This is a genomic window from Bradyrhizobium glycinis, assembly GCF_016031655.1.
In the GTDB taxonomy this organism is placed as follows: Bacteria; Pseudomonadota; Alphaproteobacteria; order Rhizobiales; family Xanthobacteraceae; genus Bradyrhizobium; species Bradyrhizobium glycinis.
Genome location: NZ_JACCHQ010000005.1, coordinates 77,926 through 95,675 on the forward strand (window position 1 = coordinate 77,926; position 17,750 = coordinate 95,675).

General features: G+C 65.7%; 15 protein-coding genes. 10 read left to right on the forward strand and 5 right to left on the reverse strand.

The genetic code is table 11. From position 1 onward, the window contains the following. The first annotated feature begins 8 nt into the window (after nucleotides 1-8). The 4 genes from HZZ16_RS10505 to HZZ16_RS10520 all read left to right on the forward strand — a co-directional run bounded on the left by HZZ16_RS10505 (nucleotide 9) and on the right by HZZ16_RS10520 (nucleotide 4,234). Nucleotides 9-1,316, forward strand: a complete 1,308-nt coding sequence (locus HZZ16_RS10505) for an NAD(P)/FAD-dependent oxidoreductase (RefSeq protein WP_246510065.1) — start codon at nucleotides 9-11, stop codon at nucleotides 1,314-1,316. A 22-nt stretch (nucleotides 1,317-1,338) separates the two neighbouring features. Next, a complete protein-coding gene (locus tag HZZ16_RS10510) occupies nucleotides 1,339-2,385 on the forward strand; it encodes an ABC transporter substrate-binding protein (RefSeq protein ID WP_197948391.1) in 1,047 nt (348 codons plus the stop codon). A gap of 194 nt (nucleotides 2,386-2,579) precedes the next feature. Next, nucleotides 2,580-3,452 carry an ABC transporter permease gene (locus HZZ16_RS10515; protein WP_246510066.1) on the forward strand — a complete coding sequence of 291 codons (873 nt, stop codon included), beginning with the start codon at nucleotides 2,580-2,582 and terminating at the stop codon, nucleotides 3,450-3,452. After that, the gene (locus tag HZZ16_RS10520) at nucleotides 3,449-4,234 is read left to right on the forward strand and encodes an ABC transporter permease (RefSeq protein WP_197948392.1); all 786 of its coding nucleotides are present in this window, start codon (nucleotides 3,449-3,451) and stop codon (nucleotides 4,232-4,234) included. Before HZZ16_RS10515 ends, HZZ16_RS10520 begins: the two co-directional genes overlap by 4 nt. A 161-nt stretch (nucleotides 4,235-4,395) precedes the next feature. Here the strand turns inward: HZZ16_RS10520 and HZZ16_RS10525 are convergent, their stop codons facing one another. Then, entirely contained in the window at nucleotides 4,396-5,085 is a 690-nt protein-coding gene (locus HZZ16_RS10525) for an aspartate/glutamate racemase family protein (RefSeq protein ID WP_197948393.1), read from the reverse strand. Nucleotides 5,086-5,299: 214 nt separating this feature from the next. On the opposite strand from HZZ16_RS10525, the gene HZZ16_RS10530 reads away from it, so the two are divergent. The 4 genes from HZZ16_RS10530 (at nucleotide 5,300) to HZZ16_RS10545 (ending at nucleotide 9,901) form a co-directional block, all read left to right on the forward strand. Continuing rightward, on the forward strand, nucleotides 5,300-6,961 hold the full coding sequence (locus HZZ16_RS10530; protein WP_197948394.1) for a thiamine pyrophosphate-binding protein: 1,662 nt from the start codon (nucleotides 5,300-5,302) through the stop codon (nucleotides 6,959-6,961). 4 nt (nucleotides 6,962-6,965) lie between these two features. Continuing rightward, nucleotides 6,966-8,231, forward strand: a complete 1,266-nt coding sequence (locus HZZ16_RS10535; RefSeq protein ID WP_197948395.1) for an NAD(P)/FAD-dependent oxidoreductase — start codon at nucleotides 6,966-6,968, stop codon at nucleotides 8,229-8,231. A gap of 9 nt (nucleotides 8,232-8,240) precedes the next feature. Further along, on the forward strand, nucleotides 8,241-8,984 hold the full coding sequence (locus tag HZZ16_RS10540) for an aspartate/glutamate racemase family protein (protein ID WP_197948396.1): 744 nt from the start codon (nucleotides 8,241-8,243) through the stop codon (nucleotides 8,982-8,984). A gap of 140 nt (nucleotides 8,985-9,124) precedes the next feature. Further along, the gene (locus tag HZZ16_RS10545; protein WP_197948397.1) at nucleotides 9,125-9,901 is read left to right on the forward strand and encodes an SDR family NAD(P)-dependent oxidoreductase; all 777 of its coding nucleotides are present in this window, start codon (nucleotides 9,125-9,127) and stop codon (nucleotides 9,899-9,901) included. A gap of 9 nt (nucleotides 9,902-9,910) precedes the next feature. Here HZZ16_RS10545 and HZZ16_RS10550 read toward each other — a convergent pair whose 3' ends face one another. From HZZ16_RS10550 to HZZ16_RS10560, 3 genes are all read right to left on the reverse strand, one after another. After that, entirely contained in the window at nucleotides 9,911-10,705 is a 795-nt protein-coding gene (locus HZZ16_RS10550) for an IclR family transcriptional regulator (RefSeq protein WP_197948398.1), read from the reverse strand. 77 nt (nucleotides 10,706-10,782) lie between these two features. Beyond that, nucleotides 10,783-12,516 carry an FAD-dependent oxidoreductase gene (locus tag HZZ16_RS10555; RefSeq protein WP_197948399.1) on the reverse strand — a complete coding sequence of 578 codons (1,734 nt, stop codon included), beginning with the start codon at nucleotides 12,514-12,516 and terminating at the stop codon, nucleotides 10,783-10,785. 8 nt (nucleotides 12,517-12,524) lie between these two features. Beyond that, complete coding sequence (locus tag HZZ16_RS10560) at nucleotides 12,525-13,739, reverse strand: ABC transporter substrate-binding protein (RefSeq protein WP_197948400.1); 1,215 nt, start codon at nucleotides 13,737-13,739, stop codon at nucleotides 12,525-12,527. A gap of 330 nt (nucleotides 13,740-14,069) precedes the next feature. Between HZZ16_RS10560 and HZZ16_RS10565 the strand changes: the two genes are divergently transcribed. After that, the gene (locus HZZ16_RS10565) at nucleotides 14,070-15,371 is read left to right on the forward strand and encodes an MFS transporter (protein WP_197948401.1); all 1,302 of its coding nucleotides are present in this window, start codon (nucleotides 14,070-14,072) and stop codon (nucleotides 15,369-15,371) included. Here the strand turns inward: HZZ16_RS10565 and HZZ16_RS10570 are convergent. Then, a complete protein-coding gene (locus HZZ16_RS10570) occupies nucleotides 15,360-16,922 on the reverse strand; it encodes a glycosyl hydrolase family 79 N-terminal domain-containing protein (protein WP_197948402.1) in 1,563 nt (520 codons plus the stop codon). The two genes, HZZ16_RS10565 and HZZ16_RS10570, sit on opposite strands and share 12 nt — an antisense overlap. Nucleotides 16,923-17,228: 306 nt before the next feature. Here HZZ16_RS10570 and HZZ16_RS10575 point away from each other — a divergent pair, with 306 nt between their 5' ends. Further along, nucleotides 17,229-17,690, forward strand: a complete 462-nt coding sequence (locus HZZ16_RS10575) for an Hsp20 family protein (protein WP_197948403.1) — start codon at nucleotides 17,229-17,231, stop codon at nucleotides 17,688-17,690. The last annotated feature ends 60 nt before the right edge of the window (nucleotides 17,691-17,750 follow it).

The following is a 17,750-nucleotide window of genomic DNA, read 5'->3' on the forward strand; positions in this document are numbered from 1 at the left end:
GCTGTGGCATGACACGGGACTGGCGCGCGCTGCCATCGGTCAATTCACTGTGGGAAGCCACGGCGGAGCCGGCGCGCGCGTTTCCCGTGCTCTCGGGTGAGCAACAGGCGGATGTGGTGATCATCGGCGCCGGCTACACCGGCCTCTCGGCCGCGCACCACATCGTGAAAAGCGGGCTCAGCCCCGTCGTGCTCGAAGCCAACCGCCCCGGCTGGGGCGCGAGCGGGCGCAATGGCGGGGTGATCACGGCAAAGTTCCGCCTGTCGTTTCGCGAGATCGATGCCGTGCACGGGCGCGACATGGCACGGCGCATGTACGAGATCGCGCATGAATCGACCGACATGGTCGAGGAGCTCGTCTCCGAATTCGGCATCACCAGCGCGAATTTGACGCGCACCGGCCAGGTCAAGGCCGCGCACAATGAGACGACGCTTAAGGCCGCGATCGACGAGGCCAACTGGATGACGCGCGAAATGGGCTCCGGCGCGGTTCGCATCCTCGACAAGAACGGCGTGCACGAGGAGACCGGCTCCGACATCTTTGTCGGCGGCGTGCTCAATCCCGGCTCGGGCGGGATCCATCCGCTGAACTATTTGCGCGGCCTCGCAAATGGCGTTGCGAGCCGCGGCGTTCCCATTTTCCAGGAATCGCCGGTGACAAAGCTTCGGCGCGAGAAGGACGGCATCGTCGCCGAGACGCCGCATGGCGCGGTGCGCGCGAAACAGGCGATCATCGCCACCAACAGCTATTCGGATCTAACCGGCGCGACGGCGCATCTGCAGCGCACGCTGATCCCGTTCCGCAGCGCCATGGTCGCAACCGAGCGGCTCCCCGGCAATCTCGCAGGAAAATTGATGCCGACGGGGCGCACCTACACCGAGACCAAGCGCATGATGCGCTGGTTCCGCATGGTCGACAATCGCGTCATCTTCGGTGGCCGTGGCGCCTTCGGCAAGCAGGATTCGCAGGCCGCGTTCGACGCCTTGCGCAAGGCGATGGTCGGCATCTTCCCCGATCTCGCCGATGTCTCGCTCGCATACAAATGGTCGGGGCTGGTTGCGATGACGCTGGACTCGGTGCCGCATATCGGACGGCTCGACGACCGCACGCTGTTTTCGATCGGCTACAACGGCGCCGGGGTTGCGATGTCGAGCCTGATGGGCCGCTATCTTGCTGCCTTCGTGCGCGGCGAGACGCCCGACGTCGGCCTGCTCGACGCGCGACGCATGAAGGCGATCCCATTCTATCCGCTGCGTGAGCCCGCCGTGCGCATGGTGGCGGGCTGGTACCAGTTTCTCGATGCGATCGGTCAGTGAGATCTATTTGGAGGAGGCGAGGATGACGATGAAGCGGACTATTGGATTGGGCTGCGCGATGCTGGGCGCAATCGGACTGATCAGTGCGGCCGATGCCGCCGAGCAGATCACCTTCGTCTCGCAGGGCGGCGCCTATCAGCAGGCGCAGACGGTGGCGATCCTCGATCCCTCAGCCAAGAAGCTTGGTATTACCATCAACCAGGACTCCATTCCCGACGCCTGGCCCGCGATCAAGACCCAGGTCGGCAGCGGCAAGCCGATCTGGGATGTCGTCGACACCCCGACCGGCAATTGTCTGCGCGGCGGCGAGCAGGGACTGATCGAGAAGCTCGACTTTTCGAAGATTCCCAACGGCGCGGCGATGCCGGAGGCCTATCGCAGTCCCTATTCGGTGTCCTACGAGTTCTATTCCAGCGTGCTGTCCTACAGCCTGAAGACCTTCCCGAAGGACGCGCCGAACAGCTGGGCCGATTTTTGGGACGTGAAGAAATTCCCCGGCCGCCGCGCGCTGCGCAATCACCCGTTCGCGACGCTCGAAGCCGCGTTGATGGCCGACGGCGTCGCGCCCGACAAGCTCTATCCGCTCGACGTCGATCGCGCCTTCAAGAAGCTGGAGGAGATTAAGCCGCACATCACGGTGTGGTGGACCTCGGGCGCGCAGTCGGCGCAGCTGCTCAATGACGGCGAGGTCGACATGGAGATGGCCTGGAACGGCCGCGTCAGTGCCGTCGCCAAGGAGGGCGCCAAGATTGCCTTTACCTACAACCAAGGCATCCTGCAGAGCACCTCGCTCTGCATCCTCAAGGGCGCGCCGAACCTCGCCACGGCGGTGAGATTCCTCAACGAGGCCGTGGATCCCGTGCACCAGGCCAATCTGCCGCTGCACATCGATTATGGCCCGGGCAACCCCAAGGCCTTCGAGACGGGCGTGATCAAGCCCGAGCGCGCCGCGCAATTGCCGAGCGAGCCGGCCAACGCCGCCAAGCAGGCGCTGATGTCCTACGCCTGGTGGTCCTCGCCCGCGGGCGAAGCCGCCGAGAAGCGCTGGGCATCGTTCATGCAGAAGTAGGACGAGAGGAGGGATGGGCGGAGAAGCATCGGCAGAGACGCTGCGCTCCCTCCCCCGCTTGCGGGGGAGGGTCGGGGAGAGGGTGTCTCCGCAATGAACGCTCCCCAAGATGAGAAAGCCCTCACCCGGATCGCCTTCGCGATCCGACCTCTCCCGCAAGCGGGAGAGGTGCAGCACCCGAGATGAGCGAGCGAATGCCGACGACATCCATGCCAGATCCCTCCCAAAAACATCAGCGCCGCGAGCACGGCCTGATGCTGGCATTGGTGTCGCCGGCGCTGCTGGTGATCCTGGCTCTGATCGTGCTGCCGGTCGGCTGGCTCGCCTGGCAGTCAATCTATCATGATGGCTTCACGGTGGAGAACTATCGCCGTGTCTTCACCGAGGACGTCTACTGGCGCAGCTTTGCGTTGACCTTCGAGATCAGCCTCGCGGTCACGGTGATCGCGTTGCTGCTCGGCTATCCCGTGGCCTACCTCGCCAATTCGGTGCCGAAGGGCTGGAGCATCCTCATCCTGTCGCTGGTCGTGCTGCCGTTCTGGACCAGCGTGCTGGTGCGCGCCTATGCCTGGCTGGTGCTGCTTCAGCGCAGCGGCGTGATCAACCAGTTCCTGCGCTACCTCGATGTGATCTCCGAGCCGCTCGCGCTGGTCCACAACACATTCGGCACGGTGGTTGCCACCGTGCACATCCTGCTGCCGTTCATGGTGCTGCCGCTCTACGCCACCATGCAGAAGATTCCGAACGATCTCATGCAGGCCGGCGCCAGTCTAGGCGCGAGCCCGTCGCTGACCTTCTTCCGCGTGTTCCTGCCGCTATCACTGCCGGGCGTGCTAGCGGGCTGCACCATGGTGTTCGTGCTCTGCCTCGGCTTCTACATCACGCCGGAGCTGCTCGGCGGCGGCCGCACCGTGATGGTGTCGATGCTGGTGAGCCGCAATGTCGAGCTCTACAACCAATTCGGGGCGGCGAGCGCGGTCGCGGTGGTGCTGCTCCTGAGCGTGCTCGCAATCTTCTTCGTCGTCAGCCGCTTCATTTCGCTCGATCGTGTGTTGGGGCAGAAATGATGCGCGCCTCGCCCGCACGGATCGCCCTCTACGTGATCAGCGCGCTGGTGCTGATCTATCTGATCCTCCCTGTTCTGATCATCGCGCCGATCTCGTTCTCCAGCGCGCGCTTTCTGACCTTTCCGCCGCCGTCGTTTTCGCTGCGCTGGTACCAGCAATATTTCTCAAATCCCGCCTGGATGCAGGCGACGCAGGTGACGCTGACGGTCGCCCTCCTCACCGTCGTGATCGCGACCCCGTTCGGAGTGGCCGCTGCCTATGCCATCAGCCAGTCGAAGCTGCGCATCATGCGGTTGATCCACATGGCGCTGCTTTTGCCGCTGGTGGTGCCGATCATCATCACCGCGGTCGGCATCTTCTTCGTCTATGCCAGGATCGGCCTGGTCGCGACCATGCCCGGTCTTGTGCTTGCCAACGTGATGCTGGGATTGCCTTATGTCGTGATTTCGGTGCTTGCGGGTCTGCAGAGCTTCGATCCCGCGCAGGAGATGGTGGCGCGCAGCCTCGGCATGAACCGCCTGCGCAGCTTCTTCGCCGTGACGCTGCCGCAGATCAAGTCCAGCGTGGTCGCCGGGGGCATCTTTGCCTTCATCTCGGCGATGGACGAGACCATCGTCGCGCTGTTCATCTCCGGCGGCCAGTATCAGCCGCTGACCAAACGCATGTTCACCGCGCTGCGCGATGAGATCGACCCGACCATCGCCGCGATCTCGACCTTGATGACGGCGGCCTCATTCATGCTGGTGCTGCTGGCGAGCGCGCGGCAGAAGCGGAGCGGGTGAGGATAGCCCACGTCCCTAAAGCGCGATGCGATTAGGATGAATCGTCATCGCGTTTTAGGTTTTCGTTTGAGCATGATCTTTTCGGAAAACCGCTACGCACTTTTCCGGATCATGCTCGAGGGACCTCGATCCCGGCATGGGCTGAAACTGAGGAGATCAATTCACCCGATCGCGAAATCGGCGGCCGTCTCTGCGTGAATGGCGGTGGTGTCGAACGTCTCGACCGAAACGTCGTCCGGGCCGACCAGCATGGTGATCTCGGTGCAGCCGAGGATGATGCACTCGGCGCCGCCGGCGACGAGGGCCGCCATCACCTCCTGGTACCGGCGGCGCGAGGGCGCGGCGACGTTGCCGAGGCACAGCTCGTCGTAAATGATGCGGTTGACATCGGCGCGCTCTGCCGCGGAAGGAATCAGGACGTCGAGATCGTGCGCACGCAGCCGGTCGATGTAAAAGTCTTCCTCCATCGTGAACTTGGTGCCGAGCAACCCGACCCGCCGGTATCCTTTGGCCCGAATCCGCTCGGCCGTCGCATCGCCGATGTGGATGAACGGAACGGTGACGCTCGAGATGATCTCGGGCACCAATTTATGCATCGTGTTCGTGCACAACACGATCGCCCGCGCGCCGGCACTTTCGAGCAGCCTCGCGACCTTCGCCAGGCTCGCCGCCGCCTCCTGCCAGCGGCCGGCATACTGCATCTGCTTGATCTCCTCGAAATCGTAGGAGTACATCAAGAGCGGTGCCGAATGCAGCTTGCCCATGCGGTCGCGGACCCGCTCGTTGATGAGCTTGTAGTAAAGCGCGGTGCTCTCCCAGCTCATGCCTCCGATCAGGCCAATGGTTCGCATTCCGATGCTCCAGACGATTTGGTTCGGCCGAATCGTAGACGAAGAACTCGAAGCTCGCCATCATGGCCGCGGCAGGACCTGGAGTGCAAACGGCAGGGACGGGCATGACGCCTGCGCAGGCTGCGAGAAGCCTTTCGACCTTGCGCACGCTCTCGGCCTGTCCTAGGCCAGTTCCCGAACACGTGCGCATCGCCGAAGTCTCGAGGGAGCCGACATGACCATTCGCAACACCCGCACCGGGGGCCAGATCCTGATCGATCAGCTCGTCGCCCAGGGCGTCGAGCGCGTCACCTGCGTGCCGGGCGAGAGCTATCTGGCGGCGCTCGATGCACTGCATGACAGCCCGATCGACGTCGTGATCTGCCGCGCCGAAGGCGGCGCGGCGATGATGGCGGAGGCCTATGGCAAGCTCACGGGCCGGCCCGGTGTCTGCTTCGTCACCCGCGGCCCGGGTGCGACCAATGCCAGCCACGGCGTCCACATCGCGATGCAGGATTCGACCCCGATGATCCTGTTCGTCGGCCAGGTCGACACCGGCATGCGCGAGCGCGAGGCGTTCCAGGAGCTCGACTACAAGGCGGTGTTCGGCTCGATGGCGAAGTGGGCGGTTGAGATCGATCGCCCCGACCGCATTCCGGAGCTGGTGGCGCGCGCCTTCCGCGTCGCCATGCAGGGCCGCCCCGGTCCCGTGGTGATCGCGCTGCCGGAAAACATGCTGACAGAGACCGCGGCGGTTGCCGACGCCATGCGCATCGAGCCCGCCGTGAGCTGGCCGGCGCCTGCCGATATCGAAAGGCTCGGCACTATTCTGGCCGGCGCCAGGGCGCCGCTCGTCATTCTCGGCGGCTCGCGCTGGACCGACGAGGCGACCAAGAGCATTGCGCGCTTCGCCGAGCGATTCGACCTGCCGGTCGCGACCTCGTTCCGCCGGGCCTCGCTGATCGATGCGGACCATTCGCACTATGCCGGCGACCTCGGCATCGGGCCGAGCCCCGGCCTCAAGGCGCGCATCGACAATGCCGACGTTCTCCTGCTGATCGGCGGTCGCATGTCGGAGATGCCGTCCTCGTCCTATACGCTGCTCGACATTCCCAATCCGAAGCAGAAGCTGGTCCATGTGCATCCGGGCTCCGAAGAGCTCGGCCGGATCTATCAGCCTGATCTGGCGATCCAGGCGACGCCGGCCGCCTTCGCCGCAGCCGTCGAGACGCTGAAGCCCTCAGGCGCGGTGGCCTGGAAGGGCGAGGCCGCCAAGGCGCATGCCGATTATCTCGGCTGGACCGAGAAGGCGCGCGAGCTGCCGGGCAGGTTCCAGTACGGCGAGGTGATGACCTGGCTGCGCGACCGCCTGCCGAAGGATGCGATCGTCTGTAACGGCGCCGGCAATTACGCCGGCTGGATCCATCGCCATCACCGCTTCCACAGCTTTGCCGCCCAGCTCGCGCCGACCTCGGGGTCGATGGGCTACGGCGTGCCGGCGGGCGTGCTGGCCAAGCGGCAATACCCGGATCGCGTCGTCGTGGCGTTTGCGGGCGACGGCTGCTTCCTGATGAATGGCCAGGAGTTCGCGACCGCCGTGCAGTATGACGCGCCGCTGATCGTCATCATCATCGACAATTCGCAATACGGCACCATCCGCATGCACCAGGAGCGCGACTATCCCGGCCGCGTCGTCGGCACCCAGCTCAAGAACCCGGACTTTGCGATGTACGCGAAGGCGTTCGGCGGCCATGGCGAGCGCGTCGAGCGTACCGAAGAGTTCGCACCCGCCTTCGAGCGCGCGCTGGCCTCGGGCAAGCCGTCGATCCTCCACTGCATCATCGATCCCCGAGCGATCTCGGTCGGCAAGGATTTTGTGCCCGCGGTGAAAGCTTAGAGCGATGCCTGACGGCCGCCACGTCGCCATCATCGGGGCCGGCGCGATCGGCGTGATCAGCGCCATCGAGGCGCTGCGCGAGGGCCATCGGGTCACGCTGATCGATCCCGGCGAGCCCGGCGGCGAACAGGCGGCGAGCTACGGCAATGCCGGCTGGCTGTCGTCGCATTCGGTGATTCCGCCGGCCGAGCCCGGCGTCTGGAAGAAGGTGCCGGGTTATCTGATGGACCCGCTCGGGCCGCTCGCGATCCGCTGGTCTTACTTGCCGAAGGCGCTGCCCTGGCTGGTCAAGTATCTGCTGTCGGGCTGGACCGCGGCGCGGGTCGAGACCACGGCGTTCGCGCTGCGCGACCTTCTGAAGGACGCGCCGCTGCTGCACAGGAAGCTCGCGGAAGAAGCCGGCGTCCCCGAACTGATCGAGCGCAACGGCGTGATGCACGTGTTCACCTCGCGCGGCAATTTCGACAGCGATCTCGGTTGGCGCCTGCGCAAGAAGGTCGGCGTCGAATGGCTGGAGCTCAATGCCGACGAGATGCGCCAGCGCGAGCCGGACCTGCATCCGCGCTACACCTTTGGCGTCGTGGTGGAGGAGGCCGGGCGCTGCCGCGATCCCGGCGCTTACGTTGCTGCGCTCGCCAATCATGCGATCGCCAGCGGCGCGAAACACGTGCGCGCCAAGGCGACCGGCCTGAAGCTCTCCGGCGGCAAGCTCGTCGCTGTTGTCACCGAGACCGGCGAGATCGCATGCGATGCCGCTGTGGTCGCGGCGGGTGCCCGCTCGAAGCAGCTCACCGCCTCGGTCGGCGATCCCCTCCCGCTCGAGACCGAGCGCGGCTATCATGTTGTGATCGAGAATCCGGAAGCAGGCCCGCGCAGCTCGATGATGGCCTCCGACGCCAAGATGGTGGTGAACTGGACCAACAGTGGCCTGCGTGCCTCCGGCACCGTCGAGATCGCCGGCCTCGAGGCCGCGCCGAACTGGAAGCGCGCCGAGATTCTGCGCAATCACCTCGTCAGCATGTTCCCGAAACTGCCGAAGGACATTCCGGCCGCGCGCATCAAGACCTGGTTCGGCCATCGCCCGAGCATGCCGGACGGACGGCCCTGCATCGGCTATGCGCGCGCCTCGCGCGACATCGTCTATGCTTTCGGCCACGGCCATGTCGGCCTGGTCGGCTCGGCCCGCACCGGCCGGCTGGTCGCCCAGCTCGTGAGCGGCAAGGCGCCGGAGATTCCGCTCGCGCCGTTCGCGCCCGATCGTTTCCTCTGAGAGCGCACCATGACCACCTCAGCCAGCTCGTCCCCCCGCATCGCCCGTGGCGGCAAGGCCATCTACGGCGCTCCGCTCGGCATCCTGATGCTGGAAGCGCGCTTTCCCCGCATTCCCGGCGACATGGGCAACGGCACGACCTGGCCATTCCCGGTGCTCTATCGCGTGGTGAGCGGCGCCTCGCCGGAAAAGGTGGTGCTGAAGGGCGCGGCCGGCCTCTTGCCCGACTTCATCGATGCGGCCAAGGAGCTGGTGCGGCTGGGGGCGGAGGCCATCACCACCAATTGCGGCTTCCTCTCGCTGTTCCAGAAGGAGATCGCGGCGGCGGTCGGCGTTCCCGTCGCGACCTCCTCGCTGATGCAGGTGCCGTGGGTGCAGGCGACCCTGCCGCCCGGCAAGCGCGTCGGCCTCGTCACGGTGTCGGGCTCGACGCTCTCGCCCGCCCATCTCGCAGGCGCCGGCGTGCCGCTCGACACGCCGCTGGTCGGCACCGAGAACGGCAAGGAATTCTTCCGTGTCCTGATCAAGGCCGAGAAGGACGACATGGACATCGCGCAAGCCGAGCGCGACGTGGTCGAGGCCGGCAAGGAGCTGGTTGCCAAGCATCCGGATGTCGGCGCCATCGTGCTCGAATGCACCAACATGCCGCCTTATGCCGCAGCACTTCAGGCCGAGGTGGGGCTGCCGGTCTACGACATCTATTCCATGATCACCTGGTTTCATGCCGGGCTGCGCCCGCGCGTCTTTGCGTGAATGCGTCCGTGAGATCGTCACTAAGCATGATCCGGAAAAGTGCGCAGCGGTTTTCCGAAAAGATCATGCTCAAACAATAACCCAAAGCGCGATGATGATTCGTCCTCATCTCATCGCGCTTTAGTCCAGGAGTGAACCCCATGAAACTATCCGGCAAGGTTGCGGCCATCACCGGCGCGGCGCGCGGCATCGGCAAGGCCTGCGCGAAGAGATTTTTGGACGACGGCGTCAAGGTCGTCATCTCCGACGTCGATGCCGAAGGCTTAGCTGCAGCGGCCGCCGAGCTCGGGCGGCCGGATGCGCTGCGCACAATCGTCGGCAATGTCGCCAAGCGCGCGGACGTGGATCAGCTGGTCGTGACCGCGGTGAAGGAGTTCGGCCGGCTCGATATCATGGTCAACAATGCCGGCATCGCCCGCAACCGCGACATCCTCGACATCACCGAAGAGGAATTCGACGAGATCATCGGCATCAACCTGAAAGGCGCGTTCTTCGGCGTGCAGGCGGCGGCGAGGCAGATGATCGCGCAAGGCGGCGGGGTCGTCATCAACATGTCCTCGGTGAACGCGCTGCTGGCGATCCCTTCGCTTGCGACCTACGCGATGTCGAAGGGCGGCATGAAGCAGCTGACCTCCGTCGCCGCCGTCGCGCTCGCCCCGCACAACATCCGCGTCGTCGCGGTCGGGCCGGGCACGATCCTGACCGACATGGTGGCCTCGTCGATCTACACCTCGGAAGACGCCCGCAAGACCGTGCTGTCGCGCACGCCCGCGGGCCGTGGCGGCGAGCCAAGCGAGGTAGCCGCCGTCGTGGCATTCCTTGCCAGCGACGATGCGTCCTATATCACCGGGCAGACGATCTATCCGGATGGCGGCCGGCTGGTCCTGAACTACACGGTGCCGGTGAAGGAGAAGTAGGATCCGCAGCTACTCCGCCGCAACCGTCAGCCCGTAACCCAGCCGCTTCGAAATGCCCCCCGCGCAGTCGCGCAGCGCGTGCGCGATCGGGCTGTCCCAGCGGGCATCAAAAGTGCCTTCCGGGCCCATCGCGGTGATGACCAGCGCGACGTGGCCGGAATGATCGAACACCGGCGCGGAGAACGCGTTGACGCCGGGCAGGGGGTCGCCGAGCGCACGGGCGAGGCCATGCTTGCGGACCTCAGCCAGCATGTCGGCGATCTTGGCACCCTTCACGGCGCGCTTCGGGTTGTAGCCGACACCATGGCGGTCGAGGCCGCTGTCGAGCGCGGCGCTGATCGTCTTCTCCGGCAGGAACGCCGCGAAGGCGCGGCCCGTGGCGGTCTCCAGCAGCGCCATCACCGAGCCGACGCGCATCACGATGTGCACCGGCTGAGCCGGCTCTTCGAGCTGCACCACGGTCGGGCCGTGCGTGCCCCAGACCGCGAGCGAGACGGCGTGGCCGATCTGGCTCGCGAGGCCCGCGATCTTGGGACGCGCGATGCGCACGCCGGAGAGGCGGCGCAGGCTGATCAGGCCGAGCTCGAGCGCCAGCGCGCCGATCTCGTAACGGCCGGTGGTCTCGTCCTGCTCGATCAGGCCGATGCGGGAGAAGCTGGCGAGATAGGGATGCGCCTTGGCCGGCGTCATGCCGGCCTCGCGCGCGAGATCGCGCAGCATCATCGGTTCGCCGCTGCGTGCGAGCGCGCGAAGCAATTCGCCGCCGACCTCGATCGACTGGATGCCGCGGCTCTCTCTCTTCATGCGCCTCCGATGCGCTCGAGTCCTTGTTTGAGCATGATCTCTTCGGAAAACCGCTGCACACTTTTCCTGATCATGCTCTACGCCGCGTCACGCTTGGCGGCGCTGTCGGCAAGATGTCTGCCGGCAATGTAGCCGAAGGTCAGCGCCGGCCCAAGCGTGATGCCGGCACCCGGATAATTGCCGCCCATGATGCTCGCCATGTCGTTGCCGGCCGCATAGAGGCCGGGAATCACCCGGCCCTCGGCGTCGAGCGCCCGCGCGTTCGCGTCGGTGACGATGCCGGCATAGGTGCCGAGATCGCCGATCACCATCTTGATGGCGTAGAACGGCCCGTTCTCGATCGGCGCCACGCAGGGATTGGGGCCATGCAGCGCATCGCCCTGGTAGCGGTTGTAGGCCTTCGAGCCCTTGCCAAAGGCGGCATCCTGGCCTTGCGGCGCCGTCACATTGAACTGCTTGACCGTCTCGGCGAACGCCTTGGCGTCGATCCCGGCTTTCGCCGCCAGCGCTTCCAGCGTATCGCCGCGCATGAGATAGCCCGTCTTCAAATGATGACCCAGCGGCATCGGGAAGGGCGGTACGCAGCCGAGGCCGTATTTCCGCAGCGTCTTGTGATCGCAGATCAGGAAAGCGGCGATCTCCTCGCCGGGCTTGGCCGCCTTGATCAGGGCCTGGACGAAGTCGTGATAGGAATTGCCCTCATTGGCGAAACGCTTGCCGTCGCGCATCACCGCGATCACGCCGGGCTTGGCGCGGTCGATGAAGTGCGGCATCACGCCCTTGGAGCCGTCCTTGCGCGTGGTCAGCGACACCGGCACCCAGGCCGCCGCGTTCGGCAGGCGGTCCTCGATGCGGCCGCCGGCGCCCTCGGCAAGGCGCAGGCCGTCGCCGGTGTTGCCCGCAGGCCCGGGCGAATAATGCTCAACGCCGGTCGGCGCGTGCGGGAACATCTTCTTGCGCCGCTCGACGTCGTGGGGAAAGCCGCCGCAGGCCAGCACAACGCCCCGACGGGCGCGGACACGCACGGCGCGTCCCTGCCGCGACACGATGGCGCCGGTGACCGCGCCGTTCTCGACCGTCAGCTCGCGTACGGGCGAGGACAGCCACATCGGAATCTTGAGGTCGAGCGCGGACTTTGCCAGGCGTCCCGCGAGCGCATTGCCGTTGGTGAGCGTCATGCCGCGGCCATAGCGCAGCACGTCCATGAGATGCCGCGTCAGGCGCTTGGCGACATAGACCGCCGAGGTCAGCGACTTCGTCACCCGCATGAAGTGGATGATCTCCTTGCCGCTTCCCAGCATCATGCCGAACACGGTGAGCTCGGGCAGCGGCATGCCGAGCGATTTGATGAGATCGCCGAGCTCGCGGCCGTCGAACGGACGCGTCACCATGGAGCGGCCGCCCTGGGCGCCGCCGGGCGCTTCAGCGTGGTAATCGGGAAAGACCAGCGGCATGTCGAAGCGCAGCGCCGTCTTGGTGATGAAGAAATCGACCGCTTCAGGGCCGGCGCTCAGGAAGGCATCGACACGTGCCGCGTCGTAATTGTTGCCGGCCTCGTGCCGCAAATACGTGCGGGCCTGTTCCGGTGTCTCTTCGATGCCGTAGGCCTTCGCCAGCGATGTGCCGGGAATCCAGAGCCAGCCGCCGGAGCGGGCTGTGGTGCCGCCGAAGCGCGGCTCCTTCTCGACGATCAGCACGTCGAGCCCGCGATAGCGCGCGGTGATCGCGGCCGACATGCCGGAGCAACCCGATCCGGCCACGAGCACGTCGCACTCGTAGGTCTCCGTGGCGCCATGCTCGTTGCCAGCCATTTCAAGCCTCACTTCTTCAGGAGCGGACACTTGGATTCGGAGACCGGACGGAAGGCGTCATCGCCCTTCACGGTCTTGACGATGTCCAGGTAATCCCACGGCTCCTTGGATTGCGCGGGCGACTTCACCTTGGCGAGATACATGTCGCGGATGACACGGCCGTCCTCGCGCAACTTGCCGCCGTGGACGAAGATATCCTCGATCGGCAGCTCGCGCATCTTGGCCATCACCGTGGCGGAATCGTCGGTGCCGGCCGCCTTGATCGCCTTGAGATAGTGCAGCACCGAGCCGTAGACGCCGGTCTGGATCATGGTCGGCATCACCTTGGTGCGCTCGTAGAACTTTTTCGACCAGGCGCGCGTGGCCTCGTCCATGGCCCAGTAGGACGCCGTGGTCATATAGGTGCCCTGGGCGGCCTTCAGGCCGATGGCGTGCACGTCGGTGTCGAACATCAAAAGGCCGACCAGCTTCTGGCCGCCCTGGACCAGGCCGAATTCGCCGGATTGCTTGATGGCATTGTCGGTGTCCTGGCCGGCATTGGCGAAGGCGACCACGTCGGATTTCGAGCTCTGCGCCTGCAGCGCGAAGGAGGAGAAGTCCGCGGTGTTGGTCGGATGCCTGACGCCGCCGAGCACCTTGCCGCCCATCTCGTTGATGAAGCGGGTTGCGTCCTTCTCGAGCTGCTGGCCGAAAGCATAATCGGCCGTGATGAAGTACCAGGACTTGCCGCCTTCCTTGATCACGGCGGAGGCCGTCACCTTCGACAGCGCATAGGTGTCGTAGGTGAAGTGCACGGTGTTGGGGCTGCACAGCTCGTCGGTCAGCGAGCTTGCGCCGGGGCCGGAGAGCAGGGCAACTTTGCCGCGCTCGCGCACCATGTTGTGCACGGCGATGGCGATGCCGGAGTTGGGGATGTCGACGACGGCATCGACCTTGTTGTTGTCGAACCAGCCGCGCACGATCTGCACGCCGACGTCGGTTTTCATCTGATGGTCGGCGCTGATGATCTCGATCGGCTTGCCGAGCACGGTCGGCCCGAATTCCTCGACCGCCATCTTTGCGGCCTCGACCGAGCCCGGCCCAGAGTTGTCGCGGCCCCAGCTCGACAGGTCCGTCAGCACGCCGATCCGCACCACGTCATCGGAGACTTGCGCGGTCGCCGCGGTGATCATGGCAGCCGAAGTCATGGCCGCGAGCATGGTGCAGGCCAGGAGCCCTCTCATTGTCGTTTCCTCTCTTCTTGGCCGCTTGGCGCGGCGGGGTCGTTGTGGAGGTAAATTAGATAATGACAAATTAGTTTGTCAATGGCGAATGTTCCACCGGCGAGCCTCGCCACTCTCGTGTCCCGGACGCGCTGCGACGCCTCTTAGCGTTGCAGCGCAGAGCCGGGACCCATACTGCAATGAGCGTTGGACGACGTGTGGGCCCCGGCTCTGCAGCGCATCACTTCGTGCTGCGCAGCGTCCGGGGCACGAGAGCCAACAGAACTCCCACAAGTTGCAACCGTCACAACGTTTGGCCATGATGCTGTCCGGAATTCGTTGAGGCAGGGCATGACGACAGCAATGGGGGTCTCCGCGGCGGCGGAGAGATCGACGACGGCGCATGTGGTGTGGGCGAGTGCGCTCGGCACCGCGATTGAGTGGTACGATTTCCTGATCTACGGCACAGCGGCGGCGCTCGTCTTCAACAAGCTGTTCTTCCCGAGCTTCGATCCCTTCGTCGGCACGCTCGCGGCGTTCTCGACCTATGCGGTCGGCTTCGTCGCGCGGCCGATCGGCGGCGCGATCATCGGGCATTACGGCGACCGGCTCGGCCGCAAGACCATGCTGGTTGCGACCATGATCGCGATGGGGCTCGGCACCTTCCTGATCGGGTGCCTGCCGACCTACGATCAGATCGGCGTCTGGGCGCCGATCCTGCTCGTGATCCTTCGTTTCGTTCAGGGCATCGGGCTCGGGGGCGAGTGGAGCGGCGCGGTCGTGATGGTGATCGAGCACGCCGGCCATCGCCGCGGCTTCTACGGCAGCCTGGTCCAGGTCGGCTTTCCCGTCGGCGTCGCCGCCTCCACCGGCATCTTCGCCCTGATGACGAAGCTGCCCGAGGCGGACTTCCTCAGCTGGGGCTGGCGCGTGCCATTCCTGATCAGCATTCTGCTGGTCGGCGTCGGCTTCATCGTGCGGCTCAAGCTCGCCGAGACGCCTCACTTCAAGGAGATCGTCGAACGCAAGGAGGTGCTGGCGCAACCGGCCCTCGAGGTGCTCCGCCGCGACTGGCGCAGCTTTCTGCTCGCGATCGGCATCACGGTGTCGGAGGTCGGGCTCGCTTATCTCCTCACCGTGTTCACGGTGATTTACGCGACGACCAAGCTCGGCCTGCCGCGGCAGGTGATCCTGGATGCGGTGGTCTATGCCGCGATCGTCGAGTTCGCGACGCTGCCGCTGGCCGGCTGGCTGTCCGACATGTTCGGACGCAAGGCGCTGTATCTGGCGGGTGGCGTGTTCTCGGTGGCGCTGGCGTTTCCGCTGTTCTGGTTCCTCGACACCAGGGAGCCGGCGCTGATCACGCTCGCGCTCGTCGTCACGATGACGCTCACCCATGCGCTGCTGTTCGGGCCGAAGGCCGCGTTCATGCCCGAGCTGTTTCGCACCCAGGTGCGCTACAGCGGAGCTTCGCTCGGCGCCAACGTCGCGGCGGCGCTCAGCGGCGGCTTCTCGCCGCTGATTGCGGCCGCGCTGCTCGCCTGGGCCGGCTCCTATTGGGCGGTGTCTGTCTACATCGTCGCGCTGTCGATCGTCACGATCATCGCGACGCTGATGGCGCCGGAGACGGCGCGGGACTCGCTAAGATCCTGAGCGCCGGGACAGGCAAGCCGGATTTGCAGCGTTCGGAAGCACCAGGAAGGTGATCGTCGTCGGCGCGAGCCGGATCGCGCCCGGTGGTGCAGCGCGTGCCTGCAGCTGCGGCAGCCCGCCATCGTCGGTCAGCGCGAGCGTCTTGCCGTTCAACTGCACATTCGTGCCCTGCAGCCGCGCCGCGTGCAGTGTGTACCGCTCGGCGGACTCCGGCAGCGATAGCGTGCGCGATGTGGTGCGCGAGGTGTTGATCGCGAGCAGCGACACCGCACCTGGTTTGGCCGGATGGCAATGCGCATAGAGATGGAGATCGCGCGGAGCAGCCTTGCCCATGTCGAGCACGATCGTTCCCATCAGCCGGCGCCAGAGCAGCGCGGCCCAGTAGCTCGGCCGCGGACGGAACGTTGTTTCCTCGAGCAGGCCGTAATCGCTGGCGGCCAGCGTGTTGTGCATCACCACCTGGACCCCGGCCTTCGCCAGGCGTCCGAGTTGGTCGAGATAACGGAACGTGTCCAGAAAGGTCCGGTCCCATAAGCCGCCGCCGCAGGCGGCATCAGCCGTCTCGGTCAGCCAGATCGGCTTGCCCGGCTCGTATGCGTCGCGCAGGGTCTGGTAGGTCCCGAGTGTCGTATCCGTGCGGGTCAGCCAGTGCTCCGAGAGGGCCTGCGCCGGATCGTCGTCTCCGCCGCAGCGCGGCGAGATCGTGTTGTAATGGTGATAGGAGAACCGATCGACGCCGGGACCCGATGCGGCAAGCAGGTCCCGCGTGGTGAGCCCAGCGCCCGACGGCGATGGTGCATCGCCGGCCGAGCCGGGACCGAGGATCAGCGTCTCCGGTGCGGCGCGCCGCATCCAATCGCGGAAGACCTTGAAGTCGCGGCCATAGGCGGTCGCGTCATAGCCCGCCGGTGCGCCGTTCGTCGCCGCGAGCGTCGGCTCGTTCATGAATTCGGCGGCGGCGATGCGGCCACCCAGCGCGCGCGTCGCCTCGACCAGCAGCTGCGCCTGATCCGGCTTCCAGATGCCGTGGGCGTCGCGGCTGCCGGGACTGATCGCAAAGGAGGTGACGATCTCCGCATCGACCGCACGTGCGAACTCCACCACGCCGCGCCATTGCGCTCGGCTGAGCACCGAATTGAATCCCCGCGGCGGCTTTCCCGGCGCCTCGGCAAAGAACGTCGCATTGGCCCAGGTGCCGCTCACGCGCAGATAGGCCGGCGACAACGCCGCCGCGAGCCGGCGCAGTCGCGCATTGGCAAGATCGATCGGCGGGCGCGCGCTGTAACGATCCCGTTCGTCGAAGGCGCGTGCCGGTCGCGGATAAGGTTTCCAGAACCGCCCGCCGGTCACCTCCACCATTTCGATATTGTAGGACTGAAAGCGCGCATCGATCGTTCCGATCGGCTTTAGTCCGGCAGGCGAGATGGCGATGCCGTCGGCCTGCGCCGCACCCGCCGTTGCGGCGGCGAGGAGGGCAATCGCGCCGGCCGCGAGACCGGCTGGAGGCGGTCGGGACCCTGGTCTACGGTGTGCTGCCGCCTGCTTCGTCATGCGCGTTGCCCGGGGCCAGACGCATGAAGGCATTCTGGCCTTGCTTCGACCCGCCGATTTTACCCTTATTTTACCTTGCCTTGCCGCCGAGAACGTCGGGGCCCGGAGAGACCATCGAGGGGTAAAAAAAATCCGTTGGCCCTCTTGAAACCGGTTTCCGGTTTTCTAAGTCGTTTTTCGCCGCGAGAGCGGTGTGCCGGATGCCAACCGGGTCCGGCACGGGCGCCGGGCAGGTCGTTTTCGGACCCGTCTGAATTCCCGCCTTGCGCTCCTTCGTATCCATCTTGCTCTTTGGAGGACTTGGTTATGAGGACCAGTTTTGACTTCGCGCCCCTGTGGCGCTCCACCATCGGCTTCGATCACCTGGCCGACCTCGTCGACAGCACGCTGCGCCAGGCGACCGAGGACAATTATCCCCCCTACAACATCGAGCGCTCCGGCGAAGACCACTACCGGATCAGCCTTGCGGTGGCAGGCTTCGGCGTCAACGACATCACCGTGACGGCCGAGCAGAATGCGCTCACCATCGAGGGCAAGAAGCCCGAGACTGCCGCGCGCGAATATCTGTACCAGGGCATCGCCGCGCGTCCGTTCCGGCGCGTGTTCAACCTCGCCGACTATGTCCAGGTGAAGCAGGCCTCGTTCCAGGACGGGCTCCTGATCATCGACCTCGTCCGCGAGGTTCCGGAAGCCATGAAGCCGCGCCGCATTGCGATCACGGGCGGCGCTCCTGCGGCATCGCAGATCGAGCAGAAGAAAGCAGCCTGAGCGCTCGATCGAGCTGGTGGCGGAACGCGGCGCGCGCAGGCGCGGGCCGCGTTCCCGATG

What these genes read in the sequence shown, in the direction of transcription:
- HZZ16_RS10565 (WP_197948401.1), top strand. Translation starts at nt 14,070, where the DNA reads ATGACGACAGCAATGGGGGTCTCCGCGGCGGCGGAGAGATCGACGACG.
- HZZ16_RS10520 (WP_197948392.1), top strand. Translation starts at nt 3,449, where the DNA reads ATGATGCGCGCCTCGCCCGCACGGATCGCCCTCTACGTGATCAGCGCG.
- HZZ16_RS10550 (WP_197948398.1), bottom strand. Translation starts at nt 10,705, where the DNA reads ATGAAGAGAGAGAGCCGCGGCATCCAGTCGATCGAGGTCGGCGGCGAA.
- HZZ16_RS10540 (WP_197948396.1), top strand. Translation starts at nt 8,241, where the DNA reads ATGACCACCTCAGCCAGCTCGTCCCCCCGCATCGCCCGTGGCGGCAAG.
- HZZ16_RS10555 (WP_197948399.1), bottom strand. Translation starts at nt 12,516, where the DNA reads ATGGCTGGCAACGAGCATGGCGCCACGGAGACCTACGAGTGCGACGTG.
- HZZ16_RS10530 (WP_197948394.1), top strand. Translation starts at nt 5,300, where the DNA reads ATGACCATTCGCAACACCCGCACCGGGGGCCAGATCCTGATCGATCAG.
- HZZ16_RS10525 (WP_197948393.1), bottom strand. Translation starts at nt 5,085, where the DNA reads ATGCGAACCATTGGCCTGATCGGAGGCATGAGCTGGGAGAGCACCGCG.
- HZZ16_RS10510 (WP_197948391.1), top strand. Translation starts at nt 1,339, where the DNA reads ATGACGATGAAGCGGACTATTGGATTGGGCTGCGCGATGCTGGGCGCA.
- HZZ16_RS10515 (WP_246510066.1), top strand. Translation starts at nt 2,580, where the DNA reads ATGCCGACGACATCCATGCCAGATCCCTCCCAAAAACATCAGCGCCGC.
- HZZ16_RS10545 (WP_197948397.1), top strand. Translation starts at nt 9,125, where the DNA reads ATGAAACTATCCGGCAAGGTTGCGGCCATCACCGGCGCGGCGCGCGGC.
- HZZ16_RS10560 (WP_197948400.1), bottom strand. Translation starts at nt 13,739, where the DNA reads ATGAGAGGGCTCCTGGCCTGCACCATGCTCGCGGCCATGACTTCGGCT.
- HZZ16_RS10535 (WP_197948395.1), top strand. Translation starts at nt 6,966, where the DNA reads ATGCCTGACGGCCGCCACGTCGCCATCATCGGGGCCGGCGCGATCGGC.
- HZZ16_RS10570 (WP_197948402.1), bottom strand. Translation starts at nt 16,922, where the DNA reads ATGACGAAGCAGGCGGCAGCACACCGTAGACCAGGGTCCCGACCGCCT.
- HZZ16_RS10505 (WP_246510065.1), top strand. Translation starts at nt 9, where the DNA reads ATGACACGGGACTGGCGCGCGCTGCCATCGGTCAATTCACTGTGGGAA.
- HZZ16_RS10575 (WP_197948403.1), top strand. Translation starts at nt 17,229, where the DNA reads ATGAGGACCAGTTTTGACTTCGCGCCCCTGTGGCGCTCCACCATCGGC.